At 43.6% G+C, this 12,013-nt stretch carries 9 protein-coding genes and 1 rRNA gene; 5 read left to right on the plus strand and 5 right to left on the minus strand.

Going from position 1 to position 12,013, the window contains the following annotated elements:
• The first annotated feature begins 190 nt into the window (after positions 1 to 190).
• The 3 genes from rrf to BDD43_RS09330 all read left to right on the plus strand — a co-directional run bounded on the left by rrf (position 191) and on the right by BDD43_RS09330 (position 1,573).
• Positions 191 to 302, plus strand: a 5S ribosomal RNA gene (gene rrf, locus BDD43_RS09320).
• A gap of 112 nt (positions 303 to 414) precedes the next feature.
• Positions 415 to 1,212 carry a HipA family kinase gene (locus BDD43_RS09325; RefSeq protein WP_121197424.1) on the plus strand — a complete coding sequence of 266 codons (798 nt, stop codon included), beginning with the start codon at positions 415 to 417 and terminating at the stop codon, positions 1,210 to 1,212.
• Positions 1,190 to 1,573 carry a DUF3037 domain-containing protein gene (locus BDD43_RS09330; RefSeq protein WP_121197425.1) on the plus strand — a complete coding sequence of 128 codons (384 nt, stop codon included), beginning with the start codon at positions 1,190 to 1,192 and terminating at the stop codon, positions 1,571 to 1,573. Before BDD43_RS09325 ends, BDD43_RS09330 begins: the two co-directional genes overlap by 23 nt.
• A 137-nt stretch (positions 1,574 to 1,710) precedes the next feature.
• On the opposite strand, the gene BDD43_RS09335 is transcribed toward BDD43_RS09330, so the two are convergent.
• The 3 genes from BDD43_RS09335 to serS form a co-directional block, all read right to left on the minus strand.
• The gene (locus BDD43_RS09335) at positions 1,711 to 3,822 is read right to left on the minus strand and encodes a xanthine dehydrogenase family protein molybdopterin-binding subunit (RefSeq protein WP_121197426.1); all 2,112 of its coding nucleotides are present in this window, start codon (positions 3,820 to 3,822) and stop codon (positions 1,711 to 1,713) included.
• Positions 3,819 to 4,283 (minus strand): (2Fe-2S)-binding protein, encoded by a 465-nt coding sequence (locus BDD43_RS09340; protein WP_121197427.1) that lies wholly within the window; start codon positions 4,281 to 4,283, stop codon positions 3,819 to 3,821. The genes BDD43_RS09335 and BDD43_RS09340 overlap by 4 nt, the downstream gene beginning before the upstream one ends.
• A gap of 550 nt (positions 4,284 to 4,833) precedes the next feature.
• Positions 4,834 to 6,105 (minus strand): serine--tRNA ligase, encoded by a 1,272-nt coding sequence (serS, locus tag BDD43_RS09350; protein ID WP_121197429.1) that lies wholly within the window; start codon positions 6,103 to 6,105, stop codon positions 4,834 to 4,836.
• Positions 6,106 to 6,212: 107 nt separating this feature from the next.
• Here serS and rsmI point away from each other — a divergent pair, with 107 nt between their 5' ends.
• Positions 6,213 to 6,950, plus strand: a complete 738-nt coding sequence (rsmI, locus tag BDD43_RS09355) for a 16S rRNA (cytidine(1402)-2'-O)-methyltransferase (protein WP_121197430.1) — start codon at positions 6,213 to 6,215, stop codon at positions 6,948 to 6,950.
• Positions 6,951 to 6,976: 26 nt separating this feature from the next.
• Here the strand turns inward: rsmI and BDD43_RS09360 are convergent, their stop codons facing one another.
• Together BDD43_RS09360 and BDD43_RS09365 are read right to left on the minus strand one after the other, a co-directional pair.
• On the minus strand, positions 6,977 to 7,309 hold the full coding sequence (locus BDD43_RS09360; RefSeq protein ID WP_121197431.1) for a hypothetical protein: 333 nt from the start codon (positions 7,307 to 7,309) through the stop codon (positions 6,977 to 6,979).
• A gap of 564 nt (positions 7,310 to 7,873) precedes the next feature.
• Positions 7,874 to 9,640 (minus strand): family 43 glycosylhydrolase, encoded by a 1,767-nt coding sequence (locus BDD43_RS09365; RefSeq protein ID WP_121197432.1) that lies wholly within the window; start codon positions 9,638 to 9,640, stop codon positions 7,874 to 7,876.
• A gap of 234 nt (positions 9,641 to 9,874) precedes the next feature.
• Here BDD43_RS09365 and BDD43_RS09370 point away from each other — a divergent pair, with 234 nt between their 5' ends.
• Entirely contained in the window at positions 9,875 to 11,905 is a 2,031-nt protein-coding gene (locus BDD43_RS09370; RefSeq protein ID WP_121197433.1) for an NPCBM/NEW2 domain-containing protein, read from the plus strand.
• Positions 11,906 to 12,013 lie beyond the last annotated feature (108 nt).

Raw genomic sequence — 12,013 nt, forward strand, 5'->3', positions numbered from 1 at the left:
CTTAAATCAATTACTTCTTTCAATAATATGTCATTGTTTAATGGTTCATTAGTTAAGTTGTTCGTTGGTCATTAGTCCAAGAAGAATCATAAGCTTATCAACCTTAACAAATTAAAATATCAGTTCGGTAAACCAACGTTAGCAGATACGAATCCGCTAATGAACAAGTGAACCAATGAACTAGCAATATTCAGGTGCCTATATCGGCGGTGTCTACCTCTTCCCATTCCGAACAGAGAAGTCAAGCCCGCCAGAGCCGATGGTACTGCGGTAAAACGTGGGAGAGTAGGTCGGTGCCCAATCTTAATTAACCCTGTCAACGATAGTTGATGGGGTTTTTTGTTGTAGGACGAGGCTATCTACAACAAACTGCAATACCATTCCAAATTATATCTTAAATTTGGAACAATCATTATGAACTACACCGTTCCGAAACTCCGAACCGTTAACGTTATCAGGTACGTAACACCCCTGCGCGAAGGTGGTTCACTACCTGCTATTGCCGAGGCCGACGATGAATTTTTATATGTACTTAAATTTCGTGGGGCCGGGCAAGGCGTAAAGGCCTTGATAGCCGAATTAATAGGCGGCGAAATTGCTCGCGCATGCGGTTTAAAGATACCGGAGTTGGTTTTTGCCAATCTGGATGCTGCCTTTGGCCGTACAGAACCCGACGAAGAGATACAAGATTTACTCAAAGCAAGCGTAGGCCTTAACCTGGCATTACATTATTTGGCCGGAGCTATCACATTTGACCCCACTGTAACCATGGTTGATGCTAAATTAGCATCCCAAATTGTGTGGCTGGATTGCTTACTGACCAATGTTGACCGCACACCACGTAATACCAATATGCTTATTTGGCACAAGGAATTATGGTCGATAGATCACGGAGCTGCATTATACTTTCATCATTCGTGGGATAATTGGGAAGAGCAGTCTAAACGCCCGTTTGTTCAGGTTAAAGATCATGTATTGTTGTCCCGCGCAAGCGAACTGGAAACAGTTGACCTGGAATTTAAGGCCATACTGACCCCGGAATTGATTAATGAAATAGTTGGATTGATCCCCGACGAGTGGCTTATACGCGAAGACCAAACCGAAACCGCCGCGGAAATGCGCCAGGTATATGCCCAATTTTTAATTAGCAGGATAGCCGTATCGCAAATATTTGTAAACGAAGCGCAACATGCCAGAGAATCACGTATTTGAGTACGCTGTTATCCGCGTTGTGCCAAGGGCCGAACGGGAGGAGTTTTTAAACGTGGGAGTAATATTATATTGCCCCAGGCTAAAATTTTTGCAAGCCACGATTTTGATAGATGCTAACAGAATAGCTGCTTTTTCGCCTCAATTAGACCTGGTTGAATTAGAGCAAAACCTTTGTGCGTTTGAAAGGATATGCAACGGAACCAAAGAAGGCGGCCCAATTGCCACTTTGGATATAGCATCACGTTTCCGTTGGTTAACCGCTACACGTAGCACCGTTGTGCAGGCATCCAAAGTACACCCCGGCTTGTGTGTGGATGCGCAACAAACACTTAATCGCCTTTTTGCCCAACTGGTGCTGTAAAAGAGACCGTATAATAAGTATGCAAACAGCCACTTTAATATATTTTGTAGGTTGGGTATCGTAGAATTTTTTGATGTAAATGGGTTCTCCGATACCCAATTTTACTTTTTATCAATCTATTTACTGTTTTAATCCACCTACGCTAATTCAAAAGGTAACTTTCGGTAACGTTTGCCAGTAGCCGCAAAAATAGCATTGCCTACCGCTGGGGCAATTGGCGGTAAACCCGGTTCGCCTAATCCGGTTGGTGCATCATCCGAAGGAACAAACTTTACGATAACTTCTAAAGGCGAATCCTTCATCCGTAAAAATTTATAAGTATGAAAGTTTTTTTGCACTACGGCTCCTTGCTCGAATGTGATTTTGCTGAACAGGGCGTGGCTCAAGCCATCAATAATAGCACCCTGTACCTGGTTTTCGGCACCGCTCAAATTAACCACGCGGCCACAATTAATAGCCGAGAATACTTTAGTTACCCGCAGGCCCGAAGGCGTTTTGGTAAGCTCGGCAACATGGGCAGCATAAGTGTTAAACGAGAAATAGGAAGCAAAACCGTAATAAACGTTTGGTTTAGTGTTTTTGCCCCAATTGCTCATTTGGGCAACTAAGTTTATTACACTTTTAAATTTATCTATATCGTATCTCACCTGCCCAACGGGTGCTGTTTTGGCTTTTTCTAAAAGTTCCAGTCGCAAAGCAATAGGGTCTTTTTTCATTTCGTGAGCCAGTTCGTCTAAAAAAGTTTCGTCGGCAAAGGCGGCAACGTTACTTGTTGGTGCACGCCATGGGCCCATGGCTATGTTGGTATCAAGTTTATGATTATCGTGCCTAAAATGCGGGATAGCCGCTGCCGGGAAACCGTTAGGCACTGATGCGCCGCCATTTAACGCAACCGAATTAACATGCCAGGCGCTTATGGTATTATCGGCACCAATTACGGCGCGATACTTATACATAGCCGGTGGGCGATAAAAATCGCCCTGAATATCATCTTCGCGCGTCCAAAACATTTGTACCGGGCATTGGGCTGATGCCGATATTAAGGCCGCTTCCACACCGTTATCTGGTCGTAATTTTCGGCCAAAGCCCCCACCTTGCCTTGGCATACCCAGGCTAACATTGTCTTCCGGAATATTTAGTGCTTTTGCCACAGCCTGGCGCATGTTTGCCGGTACTTGTGTTGGGCCATAAAGTTCGGCCTTACCATCTTTTACATCGGCAAAAAAATTGATGGGCTCCATTGGCGCGTGCGATAATGCTGGGCACTCGTAAACTGCCTCTATAATTTTCCCACCTTCGCCAAAAGCTTTTTCAACATCGCCGTCGTTGCGGGATGGTGTTTCGCTTTTTTGGGTTATCATATCCTTAAAAGCAATATCATGGTCGGCTGTACTTTCCAGTTTGCCGGTATCTTTCCAAACAACTTTAAGTTTGTCTCGCCCTTTTTTTGCTGCCCATGTTGAAGTAGCCAAAACAGCGACTACGCCGCCGGCCTTAACCACGTTTTTTACGCCGGCTACCTTGCGGGTTTCGGTATCATCAAACGAATCTAACGTTTTACCAAACGCCGGCGGGCGAGATACCATCGCGAAAAGCATACCTTCCCGGCGGGTATCCATACCGTATAAAGGTTGGCCGGTTACTATTTTTTTATTGTCAATATTACCTACTCGGGTGCCAATTATTTTAAAATCCTTAGGGTCTTTCAGCTTTACGTCGGTAGGTACGGGTAAAGTGGAAGCCTTGGCGGCTAATTCACCGTAACCTAATTTTTTTCCGCTGGGTTTGTGAATTACAAAACCATCATCGGCATAGCATTCCGTTTCCGGAACGTTCCATTCTGAAGCAGCCGCTGTGATGAGCATCACCCTGGCTGTTGCACCTGCCTGCCGGATGGGCATAAACCTGCTGCGAATTGCGCCGCTGCCACCCGCGGTTTGGTTACCATATTTTTTATCCAGCGGAGCCATTTCTACATATACGGCGTCCCACTTTACGTTTAATTCTTCGGCCAGTATCATGGGTAAGGCGGTTTTAACACCCTGGCCAATTTCGGGATTGGGCGACATGAGTGTAACCAAACCTTTTGAGTTGATACTGATATAGGCGTTGGGTGCAAAAAGCACATCGTCGGCTAAATGATGTGGTGTTTCGGCTTCGCTAATTAGGTTAAACCCTATCATCAGGCCGCCACCGGCAATGGTTGTAACGCGTAAAAAATTACGCCTCGAAACTGGTTCTGCTATCATTTTTGTGCTCCTTTTGTTGCTGCAAGGTGAATGGCTTTGCGGATGCGGTAATGTGTACCGCAGCGACATATATTGGTCATTGATGCATCAATGTCGGCATCGGTGGGGTGAGGGGTGCGTTTAAGCAAAGCTGCCGCAGCCATAATTTGTCCCGATTGGCAGTAACCACATTGGGCTACATCTATTTCTTCCCAAGCTTGTTGCAGGGGATGATCGCCATTAACGCTCAAACCCTCAATAGTAGTTATTTTGTATGTACCAACAGCAGCTATCGGGAAGGAACACGAGCGTATGGCTGCACCATCTAAATGAACGGTACAGGCACCACACTGCGCAATACCGCAGCCAAATTTAGTACCCACTAAATTTAAGTGGTCGCGCAAAACCCACAATAGCGGCGTATCTGCATCGGCATCAACAGCAAGCAGTTTATTGTTAATGTTAACATTATATTTAGGCATGGCGGTAATAATTAAAATCTAAGCTACTGTTAATGCAATATTATGGCAAGCGTAATTACTTAATCACTAAAATATTACAGGCATTGGCTGTATAAATTTAGCACATTTTCGGTCAATAGCAAAAGGCGTTGCTGACGGGAAGTAAAAAGATTAAGCCGGAAGAGATTTTACAACGATTGATTACCCGGTTTTAATTGTTGATAAGCAGAATAGCTTAAATAGAAAAAGGCAATTGGATAAAGTATTAAGATAGAAATCCCTGTGAAAGGGACCGTTATTATTTCGGCTATCCAAGCTATTATACAAAGTGCATTGTAAATTACAGAGTAAAGCCATAGGTTGCGGTTATTTGCATGCTTTTTAAAATTGAATTGTAAAAAGTAAATAACTTGTGCAGCCAAGCCCGTGCATAAAAATACAAAGGCCCCTATAGTTAGCCAATCATTATCCGGCTTATCAAAAAAGAACATCCCAATTATGGCAAGGGCAATGGCTGCGGGTAAAAGGTTTACCCAAAACATTGCCCTAGCCGTATCATTGGCATTCGGGTTTAATCTATCCACTCAAATTTGGTGTATGGCACCAATACTTCGGGTATTTTAATACCATTTTCTGTTTGATAATTTTCTAATAAAGTGGCTACAATACGCGGCAAAGCCAAAGCGCTGCCATTTAAGGTATGAGCCAGTTGTGTTTTTCCTTCGGCATTGCGGAAACGAAGTTTTAAGCGGTTGCTTTGAAAAGTTTCATAATTAGATACTGAAGAAACTTCCAACCAGCGTTGTTGTGCTGCGCTCCAGGTTTCCATATCATATGTGAGCGTTTGGGAAAACCCAATATCCCCACCACAAAGGCGCAATACACGGTAAGGTAGGCCAAGCTTTTGTAACAAGCTTTGAACATGTGTACTCATTTGTTCTAAAACTATATAAGAATCATCCGGGTGAACAACCTGCATAATTTCTACCTTATCAAACTGATGTAAACGGTTAAGTCCGCGTACATGCGCACCGTATGAACCTGCTTCACGCCTAAAGCAAGGTGTATAAGCACAATTTCTTACTGGCAGCTCGTCGGCCTTTAATATTACATCCCTATAAAGGTTAGTAACGGGTACTTCGGCAGTAGGTATCAGGTATAAATTATCAATACCCACATAGTACATTTGGCCCTCTTTATCGGGAAGTTGCCCGGTGCCAAAGCCCGATGCTTCGTTTACCAGCAGGGGTAACATGCGTTCGTCGTAGCCTGCTTTTTCGGCTTCATCTAAAAAGAAAGTTATCAAAGCGCGTTGCAATTTGGCACCTTTGCCCTTATATACGGGGAAACCTGCACCGGTTATTTTAACGCCTAACTCAAAATCAATTAAATTATATTTTGCGGCCAGTTCCCAATGCGGCAGGGCGTTGGCGGGTAACTGCGGTTTTTCGCCATTCTCCAATACCACCTCATTTTCTTCTGGTGTTAAACCTTTGGGCACAGAGGTATGGGGCAAGTTAGGCAATACCACAATTTTTTGTTGCAGTTCTGCCTCAACGGATGATAATTGCTCGCTTAATTTTTTAGCTTCTTCTTTCCAGGTGTTCGAGTTTGCTTTAACAGCTTCGGCTTCTTCTTTTTTTCCGTTACGCATCAACTCGCCAATTTGCTTGGCGGCGGCGTTGGCCTGCGCCGAAATATTATCAAGCGCGTTTTGCGTCTGGCGGCGTTGCTCATCCAGTTTTATCACCTCGTCAACCAGTTCTGGTTGTTTAAAATTTTTTACCGCTAAACGTTCCAATACATAGTCTCTGTTTTCGCGGATATAACTAACTTGCAGCATTGTTTTATTTTTTGACAAAGATAGAATAGTTCATAGTTTATAGTTCATGGTTCATGGCAAAAAAAGGAATCATAATGCTAAAAACTATGACCTATTAACCATTAACTATGAACCAAGCAGGCAAACTATACTTAGTACCCACACCCATAGGTAACCTTGAAGATATTACACTGCGGGCACTGCGGATTTTAAAAGAGGTGGACCTGATACTGGCGGAGGATACCCGTACATCGGCACCGTTGTTAAAACATTTCGAAATTAGTCAGAAAGTGTATGCCCACCATCAGCACAACGAGCGGCAGGCTACCAACGAGATCATCAGATTTTTAAAGGAAGGCAAGAATATCGCCCTTATATCTGATGCAGGAACCCCGGCTATTAGCGACCCTGGTTTTTTTTTGGTACGCGAGGTTGTTAAAAACGACCTAGCAATTGAGTGCCTGCCCGGTGCAACGGCTTTTGTACCTGCCCTGGTAAACTCAGGCTTCCCTACAGATAGGTTTGTTTTTGAGGGATTTTTGCCCGTTAAAAAAGGCCGCCAAACACGTTATAAATTTTTAGCTACCGAGGAACGTACCATCATATTTTACGAATCGCCACATCGGTTGCTCAAAACACTGGAAGAGATGATGGTTTATTTTGGCGAGGACAGGCCGGTATCGGTATCGCGCGAGCTCACAAAAATGTTTGAAGAAACCGTGCGCGGAACCGTTACCGAAGTGAAAACTTATTTTGAAACCCATACCGTAAAAGGCGAGTTTGTGATTTGTGTGGCTGGCAAGCCGGAGGCAGACAGCAAGAGTAAGGAAGCAAGAGACGAGAAGCAAGAATCAAGAAATAAATAGAAAACCTGCTCAGTTAAGGTTCTAAATTATATAGTAGTAGTTGTAACATCGTCACATTCTTCTTCCCAACCCAGGTAGCAGGCATACCAATGTGCACACTGCTCTAAAACCGATTGCGCTATGCCCGTCCCCGAGTCAACCACCTCGGCAACAAACATTATTTTTTCTTCCCGGCCCAGGTTGTTTTTAAAAGTATAATCAAAATGCTTACGATTATTATACTTTGTTTCGTCAGCGGGCATTGCATCGGTATGGATAACGTGTACCAACGATCGTGTTAAAACGTGATAGATAAATAAATTCCCCCCTTCCGCGGTAGGGTCTTCACATAATAGATATTCGGGCAGTTGCTGTTTCATAAGTATAAATTAATCAGAGCCAACATTAATTATTCTGTTTCCTTATAACGCAATAATTTAAAAAAGGTTTTAAAACGCTCATTGGCAACAAGTTGTAATTAAACTTTGATTTCAATGCTTTATAGTATGAGGTGAAATTTATACATAAAAATAAAAAATATATCACACTGGTTAATTAAAGTACCTAAAACATAATATCTGCCATTGCCCTAATAAACAGATTTTAATTTTTTTGCAGTGTCGACTAAACAACGGTCGTTATCATGGAGTTCAGTAGAAACTAATTTAATTACTTTTTCCCTCAGATGATTAAATAAATGACTAAGGAAAGAATAAGCTATTTATTGACACTTTCCGCTGGTAATAGTTGTACTAAAGCAGAATTACTGGAGCTATTAAAAATGTTAAAATAAAACGCCGCCCCCGAAATCTTAAAAGAATCGGTGGGTTCGTTATTCATCAGTGGGCAGCTCATGGAGAAGCTATTACCAGTTTTCGGAAAAAGAAAAAATATTAAAGGAAATTAACGGGTTTATTGTTACTTGCTTAGGTAAGCTGTCAATCTTACTTAAACAGCCACCAGTCAAAATCGAATAATTTTTCGCCCTTGCCTTTAAAAACAAAGTAAAGGTTATGTATACCAGTTACCGGCGTAACCTTGCAGGTTACGGTATTCCACCTTCCTTCTCCAATATTTTTTTGAACTTCGCAAATACCCATTAATTCCCCATCTGCACTATCCAGATGGATTTCTATCTGTCCCCCGGAAATAGGCTTAATATTCGCTGAAAAGGTACTGGTTGGTTTTTTAAAGTTAACTTGCTGCACCTTGATATAATCTCCCGGGTTGATTGATGTAACGATAATGCCAGTATCTTTAAGCGTAGCCGTGCGAACGCCCTGCTCCCAGGAAATGGTTTCAGCCTCAACCCGGTTAAATGGGTTGATAGTGCCTACGCCCTGCGATAGGCCCGACGTTGGCGCAATGCGCTTAACGGAACCATTTGCATCAAAATTTAATTCATCAATACAAACCGACCGGTCAAATCCACCGCCACCGGGTAAAGCACCATTATGATAAAAAAGATAGGTCTTACCCTTGTAATCTATTACGCCGGGATGGTTTGTAAAAGCACCACCTTTTCTAATCACGCTCATTACCGTATCTCCATATTTCCAATCGGGTTTCTGTAGGCTCTTGCTCGTTGAATAAGCGAGATGCTCGGGCACGCCGCCGGCGGGATAGAACAGGTAATAAAGGTTTTTACGTTTGTATACCCAAGGCCCCTCTTCGTAAGTAGTGAATCGCTTTTCGGTGCTGTTAACTGTGCCCTTGATTTTAGAAACAAACCAGTCTTTTTTCTCGGCAGGAACCGGAATGATGCCGGTATTTTGATCATACGAGACCATGTCTATATTTAACTTTGCCTGCCACAGTTCCTGGTTACCCCAGGTTAAATAGGGTTGTTTTTCATTGTCTGTAATAACGGTAGGATTAATGTTCCCCTCTCCGCAATGTTCGGTAATAAATGGTTTACCAAGTACATCTGTAAAAGGGCCTGTTGCCTGGCTGCCCACGGCAACACCTATCACTTTTTTGCCGGTATTCTTTTCAATGGCGCTTACATACCAGTAATATTTGTTATCAGCCGGATTTTTGACTGTATGTGCAGCAAGTCCATCAATTGATTTCGCCCAGGCGAAAGTGTGTTTGGCATTAATAACCCTTAATTTAAAACCCTCATCTGTTAAAGGCACCTTTACAATACCGAGATGTTCGTCATAGGATAGCATATCGTTATTTAACCGTACATAATAGAGGTTAGGATTACCCCAGTATAAATAAGCCTGCCCATCATCATCGATGAAAACAGTCGGATCAATATAACCCCAACCTCCTGATACCAGGGGTTTGCCCAACGCATCTACGAAAGGCCCGGTAGGAGAGTCAGACACAGCTACACCTATCGACATGCCCAGTCCCTTGGCGTTCACAGGTACGTACCAGTAAAATTTTCCGTTCCGGTAAATACACTGGCCGGCCCAAGCATCTTTTTCTGCCCATTTAAAAGTGCTTACGGACAAAGGGCTACCGCGATCTGTCCAGTTCAACATATCAGTGGTAGAAAATATATGCCAGTCTTTCATAACAAACCACGTCGATTTGTCTTCGTCATGGCCTGTGTAAAGAAATACGGTATCCTTATACACCATAGGTGCCGGATCAGCCGTGTATATGGTTTGAATAACGGGGTTTTGGGAATGTGCTTTTGTTAAAGATACCAGTGCGGAAACCAATAGTACGAAGCTTACTTTTTTTATGTTTTTCATGGTTTATCATTAAATTGGTTGGTCATTAATGTTCTTTGCTTAAAAGCCGCGACCCGGTATATGGCAAATGGCATCATTGCAAAGGTATTCTGTCGGGAAAATCAAAATGTCAATTTCTGCCAGAATCCTACAACAAATGTTTAAATGTTTACCTTTGGACAAAAATCTTTTTACTTTGCTGCGTCGATGTGAGAGTATACTATAAAGCTCATTGTCGAAGAAATTGCTAAACTAATGAATACTACCAAATTATCCGCCATCGCTATCTTCTTGATTGTTTTTGCAGGCCAGACGTTTGCCCAACAGGCTCATGAGGTATGGCTAGACCAATTGGATCTCAGCGTAGCTACGCAGGGCTATGGTGTACCAAAGAAAAATCAGTCTATTGATGGCAAAACCATGACGATTGCCGGAGCCAACTTTGAACGCGGTTTCGGAACACACGCCGAAAGTTCTTTAATTATTCTGTTGAACGGTAAAGCTACATCCTTTACTGCAAAAGTAGGCATCGATGACGAAGTAAAAGGTCATGAACCCGCGGTTGAGTTTGTATTGCTGGGTGATAATAAAAATATTTGGTCAAGCGGGATTATGCATTTGGGCGACCCCGCCAAAACCTGCCAGGTATCCCTCGCTGGAATTGAGAAACTTGAACTGGTGGTAACCGATGGTGGTAACGGTAACTACTACGATCATGCCGATTGGGCAAATGCAAAATTTGAAGCGGCAGGTGTAACTACCTTTGCTACAATGAATCCGGTGCCGGGTATACCCTACATTCTTACGCCTAAACCATCATTGTTACCTAAGATTAACAGCGCCGCTGTTTTTGGCGTCCGCCCGGGTTCACCATTTCAGTATCTGGTAGCCGCAACCGGCGAAAAGCCTATGAAATTTTACGCTGCTGACTTACCGGCGGGACTAACAATAGATATGAAAACCGGCATCATAACAGGTAAGCTTGATAGGGCAGGTACATTTGCTGTTACCTTAAGGGCCGTGAATGCAAAAGGTACGGCAAATAAGAAGTTGCGTATTGTGTGCGGCGACCGCATTGCGCTTACACCTCCCATGGGCTGGAATAGTTGGAACTGTTTTGCTGATCAGGTTTCGGCCGACAAGGTGAAGAAAGCTGCTGAGGCTATGATTAAGAGCGGACTGGTGGATCATGGGTGGACTTATATCAATATTGACGACTTCTGGCAGAATAACCGTGACTCGAAAGATCAATCGATAAGGGGCAAGTTGCGGGATGACGAAGGTAACATTGTTCCTAACTCGCGCTTCGGCGATATGAAGGGCCTGGCTAACTATGTGCATGGGCTTGGCTTAAAAGCAGGCTTATATTCCAGCCCGGGGCCATGGACCTGCGGCGGCTGTGTAGGCAGTTACGGTTATGAAAAGCAGGACGCAAAAATGTATGCGGAATGGGGATTTGATTATCTTAAATATGATTGGTGTAGTTATGGAGGAGTGATAGATGGAATGCCCGGAAACGACCCGTACAAGGTATCTTCCCTGTCTTACAAGGGAGGGAACCAACTTCCAACAGCAGTTAAGCCTTTTAGGGTTATGGGCGATGCACTCAAACAGCAGCCCCGCGACATTGTATTTAGCCTATGCCAATACGGCATGTCTGATGTGTGGAAATGGGGAGATTCTGTGGGTGGAAGCTTATGGAGAACAACTAATGATATTACAGATACCTGGACAAGCGTAAAAAACATTGTACTTATGCAGGATAAGGCAGCCACGGATGCCAAACCGGGCAACTGGAATGATCCGGATATGCTGGTTGTAGGCACAGTGGGTTGGGGTAACCCGCACCCGAGCAAACTCAGGCCGGATGAACAATATCTGCACTTTAGCCTCTGGTGCCTTTTTTCGGCCCCCTTGCTAATTGGGTGTGATATGGAAAAGCTGGATGACTTTACCTTAAATTTGCTTACCAACGACGAAGTGATCGCCATCGATCAGGACCCGCTGGGTAAGCAGGCAACGTGTGTTAAAACTATTGGTGAGCTAAGGATATATGTTAAAGAACTGGAAGACGGTAGCCGTGCCGTTGGCTTTTGTAACTTAGGTATCGAAAAGGCAGATATCAGTTACCGGGATTTTAATATCACCGGTTTAAAAGGGCGTTTAAGAGTTCGCGACCTTTGGCGTCAAAAGGATATTGCCTCAATTGACAGCCGTAAGGATAGCCTACAGCTCCACGTCCCTGCACATGGTGTGGTTCTTTATAAATTCACAACCGGGAAGTAGATATATAGGCCCTCCTTATCAGTATTTTGATGATCGATTGAAAACCTGTGTCAACTCGGAGAATTAGCTGATATTGACCACCTGATTATGGCGTAAACCCGGCAGACT

The organism is Mucilaginibacter gracilis (assembly GCF_003633615.1).
GTDB classification, from domain to species: domain Bacteria; phylum Bacteroidota; class Bacteroidia; order Sphingobacteriales; family Sphingobacteriaceae; genus Mucilaginibacter; species Mucilaginibacter gracilis.

Coding starts and splice junctions, on each gene's coding strand:
- BDD43_RS09360 (WP_121197431.1), bottom strand. CDS start 7,309: ATGAAACAGCAACTGCCCGAATATCTATTATGTGAAGACCCTACCGCG.
- BDD43_RS09330 (WP_121197425.1), top strand. CDS start 1,190: ATGCCAGAGAATCACGTATTTGAGTACGCTGTTATCCGCGTTGTGCCA.
- BDD43_RS09370 (WP_121197433.1), top strand. CDS start 9,875: ATGAATACTACCAAATTATCCGCCATCGCTATCTTCTTGATTGTTTTT.
- BDD43_RS09340 (WP_121197427.1), bottom strand. CDS start 4,283: ATGCCTAAATATAATGTTAACATTAACAATAAACTGCTTGCTGTTGAT.
- rsmI (WP_121197430.1), top strand. CDS start 6,213: ATGAACCAAGCAGGCAAACTATACTTAGTACCCACACCCATAGGTAAC.
- BDD43_RS09365 (WP_121197432.1), bottom strand. CDS start 9,640: ATGAAAAACATAAAAAAAGTAAGCTTCGTACTATTGGTTTCCGCACTG.
- serS (WP_121197429.1), bottom strand. CDS start 6,105: ATGCTGCAAGTTAGTTATATCCGCGAAAACAGAGACTATGTATTGGAA.
- BDD43_RS09335 (WP_121197426.1), bottom strand. CDS start 3,822: ATGATAGCAGAACCAGTTTCGAGGCGTAATTTTTTACGCGTTACAACC.
- BDD43_RS09325 (WP_121197424.1), top strand. CDS start 415: ATGAACTACACCGTTCCGAAACTCCGAACCGTTAACGTTATCAGGTAC.